The organism is Rhizobium sp. Rhizsp82, from assembly GCF_047325115.1.
Classification (GTDB): domain Bacteria; phylum Pseudomonadota; class Alphaproteobacteria; order Rhizobiales; family Rhizobiaceae; genus Rhizobium.
Window position 1 is genome coordinate 785703 of record NZ_CP168569.1, and the last position, 19933, is coordinate 805635.

Below are 19933 nucleotides of genomic sequence, written 5' to 3' on the forward strand. Positions count from 1 at the left end.
GCGACTTCGGCTCCGTCGCCCCGGCGAGGGCTGGGTTAATCGTCGCGAGATGCCAGCTGTGCGTTTTAAATTACGATTGCACATTGCAGAAGGCGCTATTAGCTCTGGCTTCAGACAGCAGAGAAGTGAATGAGAAGGGATAACATGAAGCTTCACTTGGCCGCAGCATTCCTACTTTCCTCGACCACACCCTTGATTGCAGGTCCATGGACGGGCCAGGATCTCCATGATGCTTGTCAGCGAACACCAAGCTTTGTGACCGGTTACGTGACTGGATGGGTCGACAAATGGTCGGCGGATAACTTGAGCGATCTGGAAAGCTCGAAGGTCGACGGCGCGACGAGGCTCTGCTTGAGCCGCAACCTCTCCGCCAATCAAATGACGACAGCTTACTGCCAATATCTCGCTGAACATCAGGATGCGCTGTCGCAAAGTTCAGATGAACTGCTGACAAAGGCTCTGGGCGAAGCATTTCCATGTCAGCAATAATGCACTCTTGCGTTGCTTTTGGCATTTGATGGAGGCGTGCTCGCACGCAGCGGCTTTTCCACTGCGCCTTCGACCGCTGCGGCAGATTCGGCCACGTTCGAAAACACCTCGCCGGTGACTTTCGGCCATCCAATCTCATCTGCATTGATGCGGCCCGATCCTTGCGGCCAATCCCAGCAGTCGCTCTTCGATGAGGTCGGGGCTCAACCATTTCGGCTACTCGTTCGAACCGGCATTACCAGCGAGGATCGGGCCAGTCCGCATTTTCCCAGATGGCGAACGTCGCCGGAGAGATCAGATGTCTATCGCCGGTCTGCGATCGCGTTGGGAGTTCACGTTCCAGTTCCGCTATGCGGGCACGATTTCGGCCAACTCGCTCAGCCAGTGCCGGTTGGCTCAGCCGACGATTTTTGCGGGCTGCGAGCAGTTGTTTGCCCAATGACTGAAAAAACGGTAGTGATCATTCGGAATTCCGCAACCTATTCCACAAATGGACGGAATTCGGTGCGCGCTCGGCTTGATTGGCTGCGTCCCAGCGCGCGCTGGTAACCTGATCCTCGTTCGCGTAACAAGAGCCAGGCTTCGAACGAGTAGCGCTGGGTGCACGAGGCCGCTCTGGTCGGTTCCGCAGAGCGAGGCGAAGATTGCTGACCGGTCAGCTCTCAAGCGCTGGGGCACGGCCGACGATCTGGTCGAGCCGATCTTGTTCCTGTGCTCGCCGGCTGCGAATTTCGTCACGGGTGTGACCTTGCCTGTCGGTGGCGGTTACAGCGTTGGCTAGCGCCCCAGCACCAGTCGAGGGCAGGACTGCACTCGCGCGGCCTCGCTTCGACGCGTGTGCGATGATAGACCATCATTCGTACGACGCGCCCACATGCAAATTCTGGCAGTTTCGATGAATGATATCTTGCTTCTGTTGTTCGCAGGGATGCTGGCGGGCAGCATGAATGCGTTGGCCGGTGGCGGGTCCTTCGTGTCCCTGCCGGCGCTGATTTCGGTCGGAGTACCGTCGGTCGCAGCAAATGCCACGAGCACATTTTCCCTTTTCCCGGGCGGATTGGCGAGTTCCTGGGTCTATCGCGACGGGTTCGGCAAAGTCTGCGGTGTGCCGGTCTTGCCGATTGCGCTTGCAACGGTCCTCGGAGGGCTCTGCGGCAGCGTGCTGCTGCTATTGACGCCTTGCAGTGTCTTCGACGCCATCCTTCCCTGGCTGCTGCTGATCGCTACGCTCATGCTGGTTTTCGGGCGCCGCATCAGCGCGGCCTTCCGGAGCCGTGCTTCAGCCCGAACCTCAACCATCGTCCCCGTCCAGTTCTTACTCGGCGTCTATGGCGGCTATTTCGGTGGAGCGGTCGGCCTGATGATGCTGGCAGCCTGGAGTGTCTTCGGCGGAGGAGAGATCAAGGAATTGAACCCGATGCGGATGCTGATGGTCACGGCCGCAAACGCGGTGGCTGTCATCGTTTTCGTCATCGCCGGAGCGATTGCCTGGTCTCAATGTCTGCCCATGTTGATCGGGGCGCTTCTCGGCGGCTGGGCGGGAGCGCATATCGGCCGGAAACTGCCGGCTTCTGCGATCAGGGCTCTTACTATTGTGCTCGCCGTAGCAACCACGACGGTATTCTTTGCCCGGGCGTATTTCGCCTAGAGACCTGGATCGGAACCTATTTCAAGAAACCGTAGCGTCCGAATTCTTCCCAGCCTTCCAGTTTCGGCGAATTGGCGTCGGTCGTGGTCTCAGTCTTCTTCGCCTTGCCCTTTTTCAGTGATCGGGTCAGCTTCGCCTGATATGCGGCGCGGCGCCGATTTTCGGCTTTGGCGATCGCGTCTTCCTCGCGCCATTCCTCCACAATACCTCGATCCAGAATGTCCTCGACAACCTTCGGATCGAACACATGGAAGGTGATCCGGCGGGCGCGGCCGTTCAGCCGGACTGTTCGTGTTCCAGCACTCGGCAGCCGACCGTCCGCCAGCCAACGATGGCGCTCGCTGGTGGTGATCGTCAGGATGTCCTGGATCTCGCGCGGGATGACCGGCAACTGCTCGATGCCGTCGAGCACCTTGCTGACGATAGCCGATACAGCGTGGAATTCGTTCTTCTGGCTGGCAGGCATCGCGAGGGTGATTTCACCCGCATCGAGATCAAGCGACTTCTTCACGGCAGCTGGAACCCATGCCCGGAGTTCCAGGAGAATACCCTTGGCGCGAACCGCCGATCCCATAGTCGCTGCCGACGCGAGCCGCCACGTCTTCAGGAGTTCGACGTCATTCTTCTGTTCTTTTCGCATGGCGTTGAGATGGGTTGCCAGCGATCCTTCGTCAACTCGTTTCGAGAGCGATAACTGATGCTTTACACCGGTCGATACCAAACTCGGCAACGCTGGAACAGGCATTTGTCGGGTCACTCTGTCGCCATCGTCGCTCCTTAAATATCTAGGTGTCGCTGCTGCCAGTCCTTGTATGGCGCCAATAGCTGTCCTGGGAATCCCTCTTCGATCGCGGTTTCAACCTTGGCGATCCTGACAAAGACCTCGCTGCTGTCGCGGTCTTTAGAAGGAATGTCTCCGCTTTCGTCTTCGAGCTTCTGCATCAGCACAAAGAGTTCTTCGTCGGTCATCGCGGAAAGCTGGTCCGCGAACGCCGCGGCATCAAAGTCTTGTCCCTCCGCCATTGTCTGTCTGCTCCTTTGTCATCAATGGTTTTGGCGATCGCGGCCTAATCGTTATCCAGTTCGATAGAGACCGGGGCGTGATCGCTGGTGTGCTCCCCGGCGCGCGAGCTTGTCGACGCCGCAGGTTTGTAGTTGTTCCGCAGCGAGGGACTGAGCAGGAAATGGTGAATGCGAGGGCCTGCGTCGCAGGCGACGGCGTTGCGGAAAGCGCCAAAAAAATCGTATGCCGGGAACGTGGAGTCCCGGGTCCATGAGCCGCGCTAACCGACGCATGTGGCCAATGCGGACGCAGACGGTCGACATTGTGGAAGTCCGTGCACTGACTATGGCCTCGCTCGTCATGCCGCCACTTTCATCATCTTGCCAAGACGTTTGATGGCCTGCTCCAGCGAGCGCTGTCCATCACAATAGTCCTGCCAGGCGATCGTCTTGGACAAGAGCGCCGGTACCGTGCGGATCGTGAAGCGTTTCGGATCGAGATCCGTCTTCACCTGGCTCCAGGTGAGCGGCATCGATACCGTTGCTCCAGGCCGGGCGCGTGGCGATAGGGGCGCGACCGCCGTCGCCATGCGATCGTTGCGCAGGTAGTCGAGGAAGATCCGGCCGTTGCGCTGGTTCTTGGCCATCTTGATCAGATAGATGTCGGGGTTGTCGCGTGCCATCTGCAGGCAGACATCGTGTGCGAACGCTTTTGCCTCCGGCCATGACAGCTTCTTGCCCTTGGCCACGGCAAGCGGGGTGACGACATGCAGACCCTTGCCTCCGGTGGTCTTGCAGAAGCTGACGAGGCCGAGTTCCTCTAGTCGATCGCGCATTTCGCGGGCGGCTTCGACCACGGTGGAGAAGGGTACGTCCGGACCGGGATCAAGGTCGAAGACAAGACGACCGGGAACCTCCGGCTGGCCGGGTTCGCAATTCCAGGGATGCAGCTCAACGCCGCCGACCTGGGCGATGGCGGCGAGGCCCTCGACCCGATCGATCTGCAGATAGGGTTTCTTGTCGCCGAACACCATGACCAGTTCGAGGAGGTTCGACGTTCCAGGCATTGCGTGCCGCTGGAAGAACTGCTCGGCGCCGATGCCGTCTGGCGTGCGGATGATCGAGCATGGCCGCCCCTTTATATGGTCGATAAGCCATGGTCCGACAGCTTCATAATAGTGGGCGAGATCCTCCTTGGTGACCGGCACCCCGTCATTGGCATCCGGCCACAGGGCCTTGTCCGGGCTGGAGATCATCACGCCCATCACCTCGGCCTTGGCGTTCTTGCCGCGTGCCGGCCTTGATGGCTTTGTCGCGGTCGGCGCCGGGGTCTCTGTCTTCGCCGGCGATGCCGGCATTTCCGCCTCGACTTCGGCTGCGGGTTTATCTTCGCGCAATCCCTTAAAGGCGGCCTGACGGACCAGGCCGTCCGCCGTCCAGCCGGCGAACTGGATCTCGGCGACCAGTTCGGGTTCAACCCAGACGATGTTGGGATCCTTCTTTGGCGCGCCGATGCCGGTGAACGGTGATTTGTCGGTCTCGATCTTCCGAAGCTTCGGCAAGATCGCGTCGACCGTTTTGGCCCCGTAGCCGGTTCCGACCCGGCCGACATAGACGAAGTGGTCACCCCTGAACACGCCGACCAACAATGAGCGGAACTTGCCGTTGGTCTTGGCATAAGCACCGATCACGACTTCATGGCCGGCGCGGCATTTGGACTTCGCCCATGTCTTGGTGCGGCCCGACTCATAGAGAGCATCCGCCTGCTTTGAAACAATGCCTTCCAGCGAGAGCTTGCAGGCCGACTTCAGGACGGCGTCACCACCGGTTTCGAAATGCTCGACGAAACGCAGGCGTGAATCCTCACCGGCACCATCCAGCAATTTCTGCAGCCGTTCCTTCCGCTCGATGAGCGGCAGTTGCCGCAGATCTTCGTCGCCTTCGAACAGCAAGTCGAAAGCGAAATAGACCAGCGCGTCGGTCTTTCCCTCCGACAGTGCTGCCTGAAGCGCTGCGAAATCTGGCGCCCCGTTTTCGTCGAGGGCGCAGATCTCGCCGTCGATGATGGCATCTGGCAGGTTCGCGGCCGATGTTGCAATCGCCGGATATTTTGCCGTCCAGTCCAGGCCCTTTCGGGTCTTCAGCGTCACCTCGCCGTTTTCGATGCGCGCCTGGATGCGGTAGCCGTCGAACTTGATCTCGTGGATCCAGCCCGCGGCCGAGGGCGGGCGTTCCAGCGTTTCGCAAAGTTGCGGAGGAATGAAATCGGGCATTACGGACTTCGCTGGCTTGGCACCTTTGGCTGCGGCTGATTTCCCTTTGGGTTTGGTTTCGGCTTTGCGTTCTTCCGCAGCAAGGCCCTGGTTGCTGTCCCAGACCGCGTCGGCCTGAACGTCGCCGCTCTGGACCATGAACGGCTTCGGCTTCCTGCCCTTGCCGGCGGCAATCGCCTCCATGGTTCGGCCGGAGGCGACCGACGTTGCGTTGTCCTCAAGGACTGCAGCACCGTCCTCCTCGACTGAGAAGTCGTCATGATGTTTGATCAGCAGCCAGTTGGTCCGCTTGCCGCCGTCGCGGTCGCTGCGCATTCGCACCAGGACAAAGCTACCGTGAAGCCTCTCGCCCTCCAATGTGAACTTGAAGTCGCCCTTGGCCAGGGCCTGCTCAGGCGTCTTGTTGCCTTCCGGCTCCCAGTAGCCGCGATCCCAGAGCATGACCGTGCCGCCGCCATACTGGCCCTTGGGGATCGTCCCTTCGAAGTCGCCATAGTCCAGCGGATGGTCTTCAACCTCGACCGCCAGACGCTTGTCGTGCGGATCAAGTGACGGTCCCTTGGTCACCGCCCAGGATTTGAAGACACCGTCGAGTTCGAGCCGCAGGTCATAATGCAGGCGCGTCGCATCATGCTTCTGGATCACGAAGCGCCTGCGGTTCGATGCTTTCAGCTTCGCTGCGCCGCTCGGCTCCTGCGTCTTCTGAAAATCGCGCTTCTGCTTGTAGGTCGAGAGCTTGTCGCTTGCCATGGCCGTCCTCGGTACAAATCCGCCTCCCGCCTCGGATGAAGACGGGATGAGGCGCGGGCCAGACAGGTGAGACGCGCGACTGCCGTTCGTTGGCCGCGATGAGAAAACCGGAAAATCATCGCGTCATCATCCCTGTCACGTCCGGTTGATTCAGCACGCGACCTCGACGAGCAAATGGCAATACATAACGATTTGTTCCGTCGCGTTGGAGAGCGGAGGTGGGCAGACGCGCCATTCGGCCTTGAACAATCGACCGAGGCTCTCTGTAGTTGGTATGCGCCTTGCGCATGACTGCAGTGCAGCAAAGTCTATTTAATAGGCGGCGGGGATCCATATGATGTGTCCATCGAAGCGATGCACCTCCTCCCGCATCGGTTCGATATGCAAGCGCCCTACTCCTCCCAGAGGCGTTTGCGGGAACGGCAACACTCCTCCTCCCAGTTGCTGTTCGGTTATTACTGAAAGCCTGCCGCAACTCCTCCCGCGGCAGGCTTTTTCGTTTAGTCCTGCGACAGCGCGGATGCCGGAGAAGGAGGCGTCGGCAGCTAAAGACATCACACGTTGGGGACGTTTGATTTGCTTTCTCGCGGGGCGAACTTTCTCAACGTAGTTTTCGCCCAGATGAGTTGCTTGAGCTGTCTGGAGCATCAGTTTCACTTCTGTTCTGCCCCATAACTGTCGCCATCCGGGTTGAAGCCCGGAACAACGTCACCAAGCGCTATCTCCACGCGCTTCCCGGCCGCGATATGCTGGAACGGCGTATGGGGGCCGAATGGTTCGTCATCGGTAATGACGAAAGCAAGCCTTTTCTCGTCACCCGATGGCACAGAGCGCCGGCTTGTCGTGTCGCTCGGCACGGTCGAGGACGATCCTCGTCTCCGGCAAGTCGTCGCCGAGGATGCAGATAGGGGTTCTCAACGAGGCTGCGGTCATGGGCAGAGGGCTCTCCATCGCCCATCTCGTCGATGCCAAGCCGGAGATACGCCGCGTCGGCATGAGTGGCAGACCTGCAGGGATTGTCACGTTGCCAGGTATTGGGACGGCGGGCGGATCTCAGGGCCGACCGCGCGACAGCGAAGCATTCTTCGGGTTTACGGCGTTCGCTGCGCCGACCGCGGTCCATCAGTACGATACGGAGATCAATGCGGTGGAGCGGAACGCTTCCAACAAGCCGGACGACATCACTGTCGAGCAACGCATCTACCGCTCGAAGGACTGGACGGAGGTGCCGATCTTTAACGTGCGCCGAAAGGACGTTACGATCGCTGCCCGATATTGCTTTGTGGCTACGGGGGCTTCGGAATTCCTCGGGTTCCCTATGCCAACCCGATCCACCTCGCCTGGGTGGAGCAGGGCGGGGTTATGGCAATCGCCGGCATCCGCGGTGGTGGAGAATACGGGGGAGCCTGGCATCGCGCGCCGGAGAGGTCGCGAATAAGCAGAATTCGTTTTACGACTTCATTGCGGCCGGGGGGGGCCTCAAGAAGAGCGGCATCACCTCATCGGATGGTCTCGCGATCCAGGGCGAATCCAACGGGTCTTCTCGTATCGCCGAATAGGATAGGGCTATGCGGCTGCAAAACCGGGCAGGTCCTGTCGGCAGGGCAGGAGGTCTTCCTCATCTGTCTCGAGCCTCGGCCCAGTGCGGATAGGTCACATAGGCCGTCGTCGCGCCTTCGCCCTCAGTCGTGATGGTGACGGATTGACCCTTAGGCATGTAAACAATGTCGCCGGGTCCCGCGGTGACCGTTCCGTCGTTGGTGGATACAGACAGTCGTCCCTCAAGCACGATCATGGTGTCGTCGACGGCCATCGTTTCGGTCAGCGACTGACCGGGTGCGTACCGCCCATAGCCGATCGAGACAGGGCCACCGTTTCTCTCGTCCACCAGGTTTCCGACATAAATGTCGGCATCCTGTCCGGGTGATTTGACGAGTTCCGCGTCCGACATGCTGAACTTTCGGACCTTCATCTACAACCTCCTGCGTTTCCCCATCAAATAGTGCAAACGTTCGTAACGCCAACCTGATCCTATGGAGAAAAGTATGACTGAAAAGACCTGCTCCGCGCCGACGCCCGAACAGCGGAAATACCTTGAGATCCGCAATGCGGCGGAGCGTTCGATGTTAGACAAGGTCTTCAAGGCAATCGACGTCGCGGCTGCCGAGGTCGCAGACGGTTTCAAGGAGGCCGGCCTGGAATTCGCGCCGACCAGCAGGGAGTATTTCATGTTCACGGTTCAGCAGGTGACATTCGTCCGTTTGTGCGGTGGCGATCCCGATACGCTGAAAGGCGGCGATCCAGAGCTGGGTCAGCGGGTCGTCAACAATGGCCAGCATATCATCGACAGTTATTGGCGAGAAGGCGGCGGTGCCCAGTAAACCGATCCAGGACGTCGTTATATCGCTCTCCGCTTGAGCAGGACTGGACGGTCGCTGGCGCAGACTTTTAGGAGGCAACAAGCGCTCGCAGCGCCGCTGATTGATGACGGCGGCTTAGGAGATAGAGGTAGAGCGCTTCCATCGGGGAGACCAGGAAGGCAAAACGTGCAGAAAGGAATCCGCGATCGACATGGTCTTTTACCATTGCGCCCTTTGTCTCGGGATCAAATACGAATGCCGCGCGCCACTCCCTATCAGCGGCTTCAAAACGGAACTCTTTCATATTGCCGTAGTGGGCCCCTCAAGGTATCGGCCGACGGCCGACCAAGCTTTGGGCCTTTGTCGGCCAATAGCAACAATGCCGCTCGAACCTCAACTTTCACGTCCCGGCCGGACGCTTTGAATTCGGCCGCAAAGTCGCCATGCGTGCGACGAACATTCGTGATGGGCCGACATCGAGTGGCCGATTGCGCGTTCGGCGGCTTTAGGGACGAAAGCCCAGCCTTCTCGCCGGGCAATGTCACGACCCGGAAAATCAACCTGATGCAATCTCGATAGAAAGGTGCCATCATCGGCCTGACTTCGCCGGGAGAACGGAGTTGGAGGATAATGCATGATCGGAAACGACGCTGAACTTGTCGATCGGCTGCTGGCGATCTCCAGGGCCTTTGCCGGACACATGGATCCGGGGACAGCGTTTCGCGCAACGGCAGTCGAGATCGGCAGGCTGTTGCCGCACGATCATATCGACGTCGCGGTACTTCTGAACGAGGGTCGCAGTCACATCTGTTATGAGACCGGCTGCCAGACGAGTTGGAGCGAACTGGTGCTCAGTCCGCCACCGGTCGAGCTGAGCCCGGTACGCGCGGTGCTCAGAGGCGAGCTGCCCTTTCTTTTGACCGACGACGCGCTGCACGATCAGCGGTTTCATTTCGTCGGTGCGCTCGACGAACCAATCTTTGCCGCAAAGCTCCGCAGCCGTATCATCGTGCCGTTGCGCGCACGGGGCGACATCATCGGCGCGCTCAACATCAGCCGCCATGAACCGGGCTGCTACACCCCCGCCGATCTGGAGATCGCCCAGCAATGTGCGGAATTCATTGCTCCCTATATCTTCGCCCTGATCCAGAGCGAGGAGGCGCACCGCGCCATGCTGGCCGAAAGCACGGCACGCAATCGCGAGGAACTTTTACGCGTCGGGGCTTCGCGGCTGACCGAAGGCATGGAGCGGGAACGGCGGCGCATTGCGATGGACCTGCACGACCAAACGCTTGCAGACCTGTCCCGGGTGGTGCGTCAGGTGTCGGCGCTTCATCGCCATGGTGTTGCCGGAGCCGGACAGCTTGCCGAACTTGAGCGGGAAATTGTCAATTGCCTGACGGAACTGCGCCACATCGTCGATGACATGCGGCCGAGCGTCCTCGAACTGTTCGGTCTGCGCGATGCGATAGAGGCGCATCTTAACCGGAGCGTCAGCCGGGCCACACCATCGATTGCAGTGAACATCCATGATACGAGCGGGGGTGCAGCCGATGACCTGCCTGAGCGGACACTGACGGCGATATACCGTATTGCGCAGGAAGCGATCAACAATGCTGTCAAGCACGCAACGCCCGGCTGCATCGAGGTGCGCGTCGAATCGACACCGGCGCTGCTGCGGGTAATCGTTTCCGATGACGGATCGGGCTGTTTCCGCGTCGATCCGCAGGCGAGCGGCGGCATTGGCCATATGCACACGCGCGCCGACCTGATCGGCGCGCGGTTGCGTATCGGCCGCTCCGGCCGTAAGGCCGGCACACGGGTGGCGCTCGAAGTGCCACTTGCCGGCGAATCGGTCTTTGCCGGAACGCTGCCGCCCGAAATCGCGCCAGCTGCGATGGAGAGCCTCTAAATGCTGGTGATGGTCGCTGAAGATGACGGGCTACATCGGGCCTTCGTGCGCAATATCATCGAACACCTCTGGCTCGGCAATGTCGAGGTCATCGAAACCGGCCGCGGTGATGTGGCGATGGATCTCGCCCGTAACCGGGAGCCGCCTTATGTCGTGCTTGATCTGCAGTTGCCGAAGGCAACCGGCATCGAGGTCGCACGCTCGATCTGGCACCGGCGCGCCGATACTCATATTCTTTTCTGGTCGAACTTTGCCGACGAATCCTATGTGCGCGGTGTCGCGCGCATCGTGCCGCCCGGCACGGTCTACGGCTATGTGTTAAAATCGGCCTCGGAGGAGGGCATGCGGTCGGCGTTGCGAGGGGTCTTCGCCGAGGGACACTGCATCATCGACCGGGAAGTCAGAGGCATTCAGCATCGGGTGCAGGATCGGCTGGAAGGGATCACCGACAGCGAATATGAGAGCTTGCTCGACGTCGCGCTCGGGCTGACCGACAAGGCGATCGCCACGCGGCGTGGCCTCTCCACACGCGGTGCGCAGGCGCGCATCCGTCATCTTTACGAAAAGCTTGGCGTCGCTGTGCCCGAGGAGGGCGCGGGTGAGGGCGGTTCTCTGTTCAACTCGAGAACGCGGGCAATTTGCCTCGCGCTTGCGCGCGGCCTTATTAATGCCGATGCGCTGCGGCGGGCCCAGGAAAGCCTTGATGCGTGGCTCGCACAGACCGCAACCCGGAAAGAATAGCGGGTAGACTGTGCGAATACACACTCCGTTCTGCGTCTTCGTGCGTAGCGGGATACTCCGCATCCGTGGCTTACTGTCGGCACAATGATAAGAATGTTGGGAGAACACCTTATGCCCTTCGTCAATATTCAGATACTCAAAGGACATTCTCAGGACCGCAAGAACGAGATCGCGCGGCGTGTCACCGAGGCGGTCAGCGAGGTGGCGGAGCTGCCCAAGGAAGCGATCTGGGTCGTTTTCGAGGATGTTGCCGACACGGATTGGTACGTCGCCGGAAAGACCGTCAAGGCGACCAAGAGCTGAGATATGGCGAAAAGCGCGCGTGATCCCGGTTTTGCGGATGTCGTCGGCGATGGGGCTTTGGAGACGCTGGCAAGCGGGCTCGGCTTCACCGAAGGTCCAGTTTGGCATCCCTACGAAAAATGGCTTGTCTTCAGCGACATGCCTGATAACCGCATGTATATCCGCCGGCCCAACGGCATCATCGAGGATTTCCGGCGGCCGAGCCACAAGGCGAACGGCAATACACTCGACCGGCAAGGACGTCTTCTCACCTGCGAACATGCAACGAGCCGTGTTTCGCGCCTCGAGCGCGACGGTTCGACCAGCATCATTGCCACGCACTACAAGGACAAGGAGCTGAACAGCCCGAACGACATCGTCGTCGCGACGGGCGGAGCGATCTATTTTACCGACCCAACGTTCGGGCGCATGGAATATTACGGCGTGCCGCGGCCGCAGGATCTCGCCTTTCAAGGCGTGTATCGGGTCGACCCCGACGGTTCGAACCTGACCCTGCTTATCGACGATTTCGCCCAGCCGAATGGACTTTGTTTTTCCCTTGATGAATCGCGTCTCTTCATCAACGACACGGAGCGCCAGCATATCCGCGTCTTCAACATCTCGCCGCGGGGTGAGCTGTCGGGAGGCGCCGTGTGGGCCGAGACCAAAGGTGAGGAACCGGGCGCGCCCGATGGCATGAAGATCGATAGCTGCGGCAATATCTATTGCTGCGGACCGGGCGGCATCCACGTCTTTGACCCGTCTGGCCATGCGCTCGGCATCATCCGCACGCCGGAGCCGACGGCCAACTTTGCCTTCGGTGACGATGATTTGAAAAGCCTTTATATTACTGCTTCGAGTTCGCTGCATAGACTGAGGGTGCGCGTGCCGGGGTTGAGACTGTTCTGAAGTCCGGGAAACCGGTTAGCAGGAATGGCCGTCGATGGAGGATCGGCGCCACGGATGCCTTGGCATCCGGATGACGGTTGCCGGAGGGCCGGAACCGGGGGAAGAGCCTTTCGCTCAATGCGAAAAACTTGGGAGGATTGAAATGCATAAAATTTTCGTACTCGCCGGCCTTGCAGCGCTGCTTGCATCGGGCACGGCTCTTGCTGATACCAGCGGAAAGAAGATCGCGTTCTCGAACAACTACGCTGGCAATTCCTGGCGACAGGCGATGCTGAAGAGCTATGACATCGTCACCAAGAAGGCCGTTGCCGATAAGATCGTCGGCGCCGCCGACGTCTTTACGACGGCGGATCAGGAGGTGCCGACCCAAGCAGCGCAGCTACAGAATCTGATCCTGCAGGGATATGATGCCATCGTCATCAATGCGGCTTCGCCGGATGCGCTGAACGGCGCCGTCAAGCAGGCTTGCGATGCAGGTATCGTCGTCGTTTCCTTCGATGGTATCGTCAACGAGCCCTGCGCCTACCGTGTCGTCGTCGACTTCGAGGACATGGGCAAGCAAGAAATCGAGCAGATGAAGAAGCTCCACCCTAATGGTGGAAACCTGCTTGAGATCCGCGGGCTGGCAGGCACATCCATCGACGATTCCATTCACAAGGGTCTGCAGGAGGGCGTCGCCGCTCATCCGGAATTCAAGATCGTCAGCTCTGTGACGGGCAACTGGGACCAGACCACCGCGCAGAAGGCCGTGGCGACCGTCCTGCCTTCTCTGCCGGACATCATCGGCGTCGTTACACAAGGCGGCGACGGTTATGGTGCCGCGCAGGCCTTTGCGGCAGCCGGCAAGCCGCGTCCGACCATCATCATGGGCAATCGACAGGACGAGCTGCAATGGTGGAAAGAGCAGAAGGCCAAGGATGGTTACACCACCTGGTCGGCGTCGATCGCTCCCGGCGTTTCAACGCTGGCCTTCTGGGTAGCCCAACAGGTGCTCGATGGCCGCAAAGACATTCCGCACGATCTTCTAGTGCCTTATCTCGCCTTTACTCAGGATGATTTTGAGAAGCATCTGGCGGATATCCCGGCTGGTAGCGTCGCCACCACCGAATACACGCAGGACGATGCGATGAAAGCTATCAAGGCTAATATCAAGTGATGGTGCCAGTACCGGCTGAGGACATCCGGCCCATTGTCAGCCTGAGCGGCGCCGAAAAGCATTTCGGCGCCGTGAGGGCACTTGATGGCGTGGATTTCCAGGTCAATCCCGGCGAGTGTGTCGGGCTTGTCGGCCATAACGGCGCCGGCAAGTCGACGCTGATGAACATGCTTGCGGGAACGTTGACGATCGACCGCGGCCGGATGACGATTGCTGGGACGGTCGAGGAGCATTATTCGGTTGCCAGGGCACAAAAGGTTGGGCTCCGCTGCGTCTTCCAGGAGCTTTCGCTTTGTCCCAATCTCTCGGTGGCTGAAAACACCCGGATCAGTCATCCTGCGTTGCGTGGCTTCGGCTGGCACCGGCGAGCTGCTTCGCTCATTACCGCTAGCCTCGACGAGATATTTCCCGACCATGGCATCGATGCTTCCGATGTCGTGGCGGATCTCTCGATCGGCCGACGCCAGATGGTCGAGGTTGCCCGGGCTTTCACGGTAACGGAGGATCCGCTGAATCTCGTCATTCTGGACGAGCCGACCTCTTCGCTCGACGCCCACACTGCCGGACAGCTGCTTGCCTTCGTCCGGCGGTTCGTGGCGGGGGGAGGAAGTTGCATCCTGATCTCCCATGTGCTCGGCGAAGTGCTGCAGAACTCAGATCGGATCGTCGTCATGCGCGACGGCAAGGTCGTTGCAGCCGACGTGGCCGGTGCGTACGACCGGGATAGGCTGGTCGCCACCATGGGCGGCGCCGCGCACCGGGGAAAGATTGCGGCGCAGGTAATTGCATCCGTCCAACCGGCAGGCGCGCCGCGTGTGAGGGCGAAGCCCGCCCAGCAAAAGGATGGCACGCAACTCGTCGCCCGGGCCGGCTCGATCATCGGCCTTGCCGGACTTGCAGGTCATGGGCAGACCGACTTGTTGCTTTCGATATTCAGAGCAGCCAGCCGCGGAACAACCGGTGTCGAGGTGACGGCACCTGTGGCGCTTGTTGCCGGAGACAGGCAATCGGATGGCATTTTTCCGCAGTGGTCGATTGCCGAGAACATCGGTATCCGCTCGCTGAAGCGTCTGTGCGACCGGTTGCTGATCTCGCCGAAACGCGAAGCCGAGTTGGCGGAGATCTGGAAGAGCCGTATTGGCATCCGCACGCCGGACATGAGCAACAATATCCTGTCGCTTTCAGGCGGAAACCAGCAGAAGGCACTGTTTGCGCGTGCTCTCGGTTCCGATGCGGATATCATTTTGATGGACGATCCGATGCGCGGCGTCGATATAGGCACCAAGCTCGAGGTCTATGATCTCATCCGCCAGGAAGCGGCAAACGGTCGTACCTTCATCTGGTATACGACCGAGACGGAAGAACTCGACAACTGCCATCACGTTTATGTCTTCAAGAACGGTCGCATCGTCGCTAACCTGACGCGTGACGAGCTGACCGAGGAGAAGATCATTCAATCCTCCTTCGCCGAGGTGCATTAGGATGACTTTCGTTTCGCTCGACCGTTCCGTCACGCGTGCGGCCCGCAATAGCGCCGGCAGGACGAGGGCCTTGCGCGCCATGCTGCCGGCACTGTCGCTCGCGCTCGTGCTGATGGCGATCGCTTGGCTCAATCCGCGCGCGATTTCCTATTTTGGCTTCAGTCTCATGCTGAACCTCGCTATTCCGATTGCGCTTGCGACCATCGCGCAGATGTTCGTGATCGCCGGCAACGAGCTCGATCTTTCGATCGGCACTTTTGTCGGTTTCGTCGGTTGCGTCACTGCGACTTGGCTGCGCGATGCGCCGCTTCTCGGCGTCGCCATTCTGCTTGGATCCATTGGTATCTATGCATTACTGGGGGCATTGATCCACCTGCGAAACCTGCCATCGATCGTCGTGACGCTGGGCATGAGCTTCATTTGGCAGGGGCTGGCGATCCTGGTCCTGCCGAAGCCAGGTGGCAAGGCGCCGGACTGGCTGCAGGCGATCACATCCTTCAAGCCGCCCATTGTTCCCTTTCCAATCGTTGCTGCCGTGATCATCGCCCTGATTGTCTATTTCGGGCTGATGCGCACCTCCTATGGCGTGATCTTGCGCGGGTCGGGCGGCAATCCGGCGGCGCTTGCGCGCGCCGGATGGTCTCTGTTGCGCACCAAGGTCACGCTTTTTGCGCTTGCCGGCTGCTTTGGCGTCCTCTCGGGGCTGACGCTGATCGGGATCACCTCGTCGGGAGATGCCAATATCGGGAATGGTTATACGCTCTTGTCGATCGCAGGCGTCATTCTCGGCGGAGGCGAATTCATGGGCGGGCGCGTATCGCCGATCGGTGCCGTCATAGGCGCGCTGACGCTCGCGCTTGCCGCGTCATCGCTGCTGACCTTCATGCATATTCCGCCGGATTGGCAGGTCGCGGCAAACGGTGCGATCCTCATCATCGTGCTTGCGGCGCGTGCTCTCATCAGCCGCAAGGAGGCGTAATATGGCGCGTTTAAAGGCTCTTGCTGCAAAGCCCTGGATCTGGTCCTTCATCGGCGCATTGGCCGCCTGGGTGGCGACGATCGCCTTTACCGGCGGCTACGGTGCCGGCGGTATAATTACGGCAGCACTCTCGCTCGCCGTGTTCATGGTCATCGTCGGTATCGGCCAGATGTTCGTCATCACACTCGGCCCCGGCAATGTCGATCTCTCGCTGCCGGCCAATATCGGTCTCGCCAGTGCCGTCGCCATGAAGACGATGGACGGGCAGGACAGCATGATCGTGATCGGCCTGCTGGCGGCGCTCGCCAGCGGCGCTGCGGTAGGGGCTGCGAACTATCTGCTGATCTGGGCCTTGCGCATCCCACCGATCATCGCGACGCTGTCGGCAAGCTTCATCATCCAATCGATCGACATCAGCTATGGCCGCGGGCTGCAAATCAAGCCGCCGCCTGGCTTTGCCGAGTTCACCAACATCCAGATTCTTGGCTTTCCGGTACTGGCTATGTTCACGGTGCTCTTCACGGTGGGCGCTTCGATTGCCCTAAACCGCATGATCTATGGCCGGTCCGTCCTGGCAATCGGGCAGAATATCCGCGCCGCATGGCTCGCCGGCGTCAATGTCGGCCGCATCCGCTTTATGACATATACCCTGTCTGGCATGCTCGGGGGATTGAACGGCGCACTGCTGGCCGGCTATTTCCGCGGTGCCAATGTTGATATCGGCAATGAATACCTGCTGTCGTCCATTGCGGTGGTCGTCATCGGCGGCACGTCGGTGGCCGGCGGCAAGGCGAATGTTCCCGGCATCTGGGGTGCGGCGCTTTTTCTCGTGCTGCTGCTGACGATGCTGAACACCTTTGGCGTCAGCGCAGGCATACGCCTGCTACTCACCGGCCTCATCATTGTCGGTGTCATCACCGCAGCAGGAGGCCAGAAGCCGACGCGGTAAGGGGCTGGTGCCGTTTGTCAGTTAACCGTGGGAGCGCGGCTGTTGTTTCCGGTTATCACTTAAGCTCCTGTTCGGCACTTCGCGTATCGATAATCCAACGGCGCTGATTAACAGCCTGACCATCGGAACTGTGTGCGTGCAGGAGGGCGGTGCTGGTGCCGGTTGTGGCCCCGAGGTCATGGCATCTTGCCAGCTTGACCGGAGATGCTTGCTGGCAACGTTCAATTAGGTGGTAGTCATCGCCCTGCACGGCGGAAGTCCGTAATATGCGAGCCGTACGGTCAGATCAGCGTAATCTTTTCCGAAGAGTTGAGGATCCCGCGCACAAAGGTCTCAGGCATAGCCATGAGCCTGCTTCCTAGCTTCGAGTGGTGAATCCAAATGAGCGAGGTTGACGCCCACTACAAAGAAATTTCTTTGGATAGCTCTATTACGACTGGGCCGGTGGTTCGCACCCCATCGAGAGCCCATTGTACGTGTCAGCTCACAATCCCGTAACGACACGACCGTTACGGGGCTTGTAACGATAGTGTCGTTACGCTATAGCATTATCACATTGGAGTTGCCCATGCCGACGAAACGCAAAAATTTGGAAGCAAGCGTTCCATTGAATATCCGTATCAAGCCCGCAACGCGCAATCTTATCGACCGCGCGGCTGAACTGCTTGGCAAGACACGCACAGATTTCATGCTGGAAGCCTCTGAACGCCGCGCCGAGGAAGTACTGCTTGACCGTGCCGTCTTCACGGTAAGTCCTGAGGTGTATGCCGAATACCTTACCCGACTCGATGCGCCCGCGAAGCCGAATGCGCGTCTGAAACGCACAATGTTGACCCAAGCTCCATGGGATGAGGCGTGACCCTCACTTCGCCTGCCCCTTTGGCCGAGCATCATGAACTTGTCGGATTTGATTCCGGCGTTTCAGAACTGGATGATTGGCTGCGCCGACGAGCGCGAGTTAATCAGGCAAGCGGTGCGTCGCGTACTTTCGTGTTTTGCGACGGAAATCGTGTCGTCGCCTATTACGCTCTCGCCTCCGGCGCGGTGAGGACACCAGAAGTTCCAGGCCGGTTTAAGCGAAACATGCCAGATCCGATCCCAGTCGCTGTACTTGGTCGCCTGGCTATCGACCGGACCTATCAGGGCCGCGGTATCGGTCGGGCATTGGTGCGTGATGCAGGGTTGCGCCTGCTCAACGCAGCCGAAATACTTGGTATCCGCGGCGTGCTGGTGCATGCGATTTCAGATGACGCACGTACCTTCTACGAGGTCGTTGGATTTCTCCCATCTCCGTCTGACCCGCTGATGCTGATGATCGGATTGAAAGATCTCAGCAACGCGTTGGGCGCGTAGACGCTATCATCGAGTGCTCGGTTTCAGCAACGCTGAGCGGCATCGCTGCGCGGGATGTTCGTTCCATCCAGAAGGTGCAAGTGAACAGAACAAGTGCTGCAATCAGCCAGTCAAGGAGGTGCGGCAGGATGGAGATAAAAATCGGTCACGGCCCCGCCGTCACGAGCGTCCTCTGCGGCACGTCCAATTCCGACCACATGAGTTACGATGTCCAGGCGATGACAGGACCTCTTCCGGACGAGCGCATGCGGGCTCGTATGGTCGCGCACATGAAAACAATTCCCGGCTTCGGCTCCATCGGCACGATGCCGTGGTATATCGGCAAAGAGAATATGTATTCCGGCCTGATCCGAGAGGCACAGACAAATGCCGCGCAGCGCCTGCAGTAACGGCGCATTGATTAACCCGCCATCACGTTGGCACAATCACGGGAAGGCCGGCCTTGCCTTCCACTAGACGCGCGCTTCTGACGGCCTTTCTGACGCTGCCGCTCGTTGAGGTGGTGAGAATGAGGCGTTTGCGCAGGCCGTTCCCGAACTGCCGCTCACGCCCGCATATAACGATGGAGACGGACCGACCCTTGAACGGGAAGGCGGCCCCTTCTTCAAGCCGAACTCGCCGCTGAACCGGGATCTCTATTCGGATGCACCCGGAGGCGAGCGAATAACGGTCGCAGTTCGTACTCGACATTCGCTGCGAGCCGCTTGGCGGCAGCCGCGTTGAGATTTGGCATGCGGACGAAAACGGCGACTAGGACACCGTGGGTTTCCGTCTGCGTGGGCACCAGTTCGCCGACACCAAGGGGCGCTGGTGGTCCACCACCATCATGCCGGCGCTTTATCCCGGCCGAACGCGTCATTTTCATTTCAAAGTCCAGCGTCCGGGTAGGCGCGTTCGCACCACCCAGCTCCATTTCCCTGGAGAACCCAGAAATGCTTGGCAGAGTGCTTCCGTCTTTCTGGGGCGGCGGATCGGCAGTTATGGTCTCCGCGGCCTGGTACATCCAGGCTGGGATGGCGTGGATGTTGAAGAGGGCCGTATTCCGACAGGGCGCAGGCTGCAGTCCGGCCGATGTCCGCAGCAGATTTCAACCGCATCGTATCGATTGGCATAGACGAGCATGAGCCTGAACTGCCTCGGCTGGATGAGCCGGGGGACGCATGCGGCCGATGGATTTGCAGATGAAGCTCAAGCGCCGTTCATGTTCGAGCAGGAGCGCGACCGGGTTATGCAACTCTCGTCGCGGATCGTTCGAAATCGGCTGTTTCGCCGGCTCGTTCTTCACGCCTATGACAAACGATCCGCCATCGGAGGTCGACGCCGCACATATCGGGCCGGTGGAAGCGAGCGGACCCGACATTCTTTCCAACGGAATTGCTCTTTCGGGCACCGCACACTGGATGTTTGATCGCGGTCTGATTGGTCTTTCGGACGATCTTGATATCCTGATATCGCGTCAGGCGAATGATCCTGACAGCATTCAAGGACTCCTCAACAAGACTGGGAAGGCGACCGTGCTAGCATGGGTCTTCGAGCGGCCACATCCCCAGTTCCTGAGATGGCACCGTGAGAACTGCTTCAAGTAGTGAGCGCCAGGGTAAGTCGTGCGATGTAGTCTCATCCCGAGCGGGTCTATTTCGGTCAGCTGG

The 19933-nt window shown here is 59.7% G+C and carries 22 protein-coding genes and 3 pseudogenes; 19 read left to right on the plus strand and 6 right to left on the minus strand.

Annotated elements, in window-relative coordinates; translation table 11 throughout:
- The first annotated feature begins 144 nt into the window (after positions 1-144).
- The 4 genes from ACEN84_RS03965 to ACEN84_RS03980 all read left to right on the plus strand — a co-directional run bounded on the left by ACEN84_RS03965 (position 145) and on the right by ACEN84_RS03980 (position 2137).
- Positions 145-489 carry a Rap1a/Tai family immunity protein gene (locus ACEN84_RS03965; RefSeq protein ID WP_413708693.1) on the plus strand — a complete coding sequence of 115 codons (345 nt, stop codon included), beginning with the start codon at positions 145-147 and terminating at the stop codon, positions 487-489.
- Positions 490-787: 298 nt separating this feature from the next.
- Positions 788-931 (plus strand): hypothetical protein, encoded by a 144-nt coding sequence (locus ACEN84_RS03970; protein ID WP_162708697.1) that lies wholly within the window; start codon positions 788-790, stop codon positions 929-931.
- 48 nt (positions 932-979) lie between these two features.
- A complete protein-coding gene (locus tag ACEN84_RS03975) occupies positions 980-1270 on the plus strand; it encodes an SDR family oxidoreductase (RefSeq protein WP_413708694.1) in 291 nt (96 codons plus the stop codon).
- A 114-nt stretch (positions 1271-1384) separates the two neighbouring features.
- On the plus strand, positions 1385-2137 hold the full coding sequence (locus ACEN84_RS03980; RefSeq protein WP_413708695.1) for a sulfite exporter TauE/SafE family protein: 753 nt from the start codon (positions 1385-1387) through the stop codon (positions 2135-2137).
- Between the two features lie 16 nt (positions 2138-2153).
- Here the strand turns inward: ACEN84_RS03980 and ACEN84_RS03985 are convergent, their stop codons facing one another.
- From ACEN84_RS03985 to ACEN84_RS04000, 4 genes are all read right to left on the minus strand, one after another.
- Positions 2154-2777, minus strand: a complete 624-nt coding sequence (locus ACEN84_RS03985; RefSeq protein WP_413709038.1) for a hypothetical protein — start codon at positions 2775-2777, stop codon at positions 2154-2156.
- 137 nt (positions 2778-2914) lie between these two features.
- A complete protein-coding gene (locus tag ACEN84_RS03990; protein WP_413708696.1) occupies positions 2915-3160 on the minus strand; it encodes a hypothetical protein in 246 nt (81 codons plus the stop codon).
- A 338-nt stretch (positions 3161-3498) separates the two neighbouring features.
- Positions 3499-6162 carry a DNA ligase D gene (gene ligD, locus ACEN84_RS03995; protein ID WP_413708697.1) on the minus strand — a complete coding sequence of 888 codons (2664 nt, stop codon included), beginning with the start codon at positions 6160-6162 and terminating at the stop codon, positions 3499-3501.
- A 312-nt stretch (positions 6163-6474) separates the two neighbouring features.
- On the minus strand, positions 6475-6810 hold the full coding sequence (locus tag ACEN84_RS04000; RefSeq protein ID WP_413708698.1) for a hypothetical protein: 336 nt from the start codon (positions 6808-6810) through the stop codon (positions 6475-6477).
- 283 nt (positions 6811-7093) lie between these two features.
- On the opposite strand from ACEN84_RS04000, the gene ACEN84_RS04005 reads away from it, so the two are divergent.
- Positions 7094-7600, plus strand: coding sequence for a hypothetical protein (locus ACEN84_RS04005; protein ID WP_413708699.1), 507 nt, complete (start codon positions 7094-7096; stop codon positions 7598-7600).
- A 180-nt stretch (positions 7601-7780) separates the two neighbouring features.
- Here ACEN84_RS04005 and ACEN84_RS04010 read toward each other — a convergent pair whose 3' ends face one another.
- Entirely contained in the window at positions 7781-8134 is a 354-nt protein-coding gene (locus ACEN84_RS04010; RefSeq protein WP_203431315.1) for a cupin domain-containing protein, read from the minus strand.
- A 73-nt stretch (positions 8135-8207) separates the two neighbouring features.
- Between ACEN84_RS04010 and ACEN84_RS04015 the strand changes: the two genes are divergently transcribed.
- Positions 8208-8543 (plus strand): hypothetical protein, encoded by a 336-nt coding sequence (locus ACEN84_RS04015; RefSeq protein WP_130279696.1) that lies wholly within the window; start codon positions 8208-8210, stop codon positions 8541-8543.
- Positions 8544-8610: 67 nt separating this feature from the next.
- On the opposite strand, the gene ACEN84_RS04020 is transcribed toward ACEN84_RS04015, so the two are convergent.
- Positions 8611-8826 carry a hypothetical protein gene (locus ACEN84_RS04020; RefSeq protein WP_413708700.1) on the minus strand — a complete coding sequence of 72 codons (216 nt, stop codon included), beginning with the start codon at positions 8824-8826 and terminating at the stop codon, positions 8611-8613.
- Between the two features lie 330 nt (positions 8827-9156).
- Between ACEN84_RS04020 and ACEN84_RS04025 the strand changes: the two genes are divergently transcribed.
- From ACEN84_RS04025 to ACEN84_RS04085, 13 genes and pseudogenes are all read left to right on the plus strand, one after another.
- Positions 9157-10434, plus strand: a complete 1278-nt coding sequence (locus tag ACEN84_RS04025; RefSeq protein ID WP_130279694.1) for a GAF domain-containing protein — start codon at positions 9157-9159, stop codon at positions 10432-10434.
- Positions 10435-11175: a response regulator gene (locus ACEN84_RS04030; RefSeq protein WP_413708701.1), complete on the plus strand. Its 741-nt coding sequence runs from the start codon at positions 10435-10437 to the stop codon at positions 11173-11175.
- Between the two features lie 111 nt (positions 11176-11286).
- Complete coding sequence (locus ACEN84_RS04035) at positions 11287-11478, plus strand: tautomerase family protein (RefSeq protein WP_112716998.1); 192 nt, start codon at positions 11287-11289, stop codon at positions 11476-11478.
- A gap of 3 nt (positions 11479-11481) precedes the next feature.
- Positions 11482-12366 (plus strand): SMP-30/gluconolactonase/LRE family protein, encoded by an 885-nt coding sequence (locus ACEN84_RS04040; RefSeq protein ID WP_413708702.1) that lies wholly within the window; start codon positions 11482-11484, stop codon positions 12364-12366.
- 142 nt (positions 12367-12508) lie between these two features.
- Positions 12509-13522, plus strand: coding sequence for an ABC transporter substrate-binding protein (locus ACEN84_RS04045; RefSeq protein WP_130279691.1), 1014 nt, complete (start codon positions 12509-12511; stop codon positions 13520-13522).
- The gene (locus tag ACEN84_RS04050) at positions 13522-15003 is read left to right on the plus strand and encodes a sugar ABC transporter ATP-binding protein (protein WP_413709039.1); all 1482 of its coding nucleotides are present in this window, start codon (positions 13522-13524) and stop codon (positions 15001-15003) included. The genes ACEN84_RS04045 and ACEN84_RS04050 overlap by 1 nt, the downstream gene beginning before the upstream one ends.
- Position 15004: 1 nt before the next feature.
- Positions 15005-15982: an ABC transporter permease gene (locus ACEN84_RS04055; protein WP_162708696.1), complete on the plus strand. Its 978-nt coding sequence runs from the start codon at positions 15005-15007 to the stop codon at positions 15980-15982.
- Between the two features lies 1 nt (position 15983).
- A complete protein-coding gene (locus ACEN84_RS04060) occupies positions 15984-16931 on the plus strand; it encodes an ABC transporter permease (RefSeq protein WP_413708703.1) in 948 nt (315 codons plus the stop codon).
- A 568-nt stretch (positions 16932-17499) separates the two neighbouring features.
- Entirely contained in the window at positions 17500-17790 is a 291-nt protein-coding gene (locus tag ACEN84_RS04065; protein WP_413708704.1) for a DUF1778 domain-containing protein, read from the plus strand.
- A complete protein-coding gene (locus ACEN84_RS04070; RefSeq protein WP_413708705.1) occupies positions 17787-18284 on the plus strand; it encodes a GNAT family N-acetyltransferase in 498 nt (165 codons plus the stop codon). Before ACEN84_RS04065 ends, ACEN84_RS04070 begins: the two co-directional genes overlap by 4 nt.
- Before the next feature lie 152 nt (positions 18285-18436).
- Positions 18437-18673: pseudogene (locus ACEN84_RS04075) on the plus strand (aldo/keto reductase); the annotation flags it as partial.
- A gap of 53 nt (positions 18674-18726) precedes the next feature.
- A pseudogene (locus tag ACEN84_RS04080) lies at positions 18727-19221 on the plus strand (intradiol ring-cleavage dioxygenase); the annotation flags it as partial.
- 95 nt (positions 19222-19316) lie between these two features.
- Positions 19317-19870 (plus strand): annotated as a pseudogene (locus tag ACEN84_RS04085) (HNH endonuclease); the annotation flags it as partial.
- Between the last annotated feature and the right edge of the window lie 63 nt (positions 19871-19933).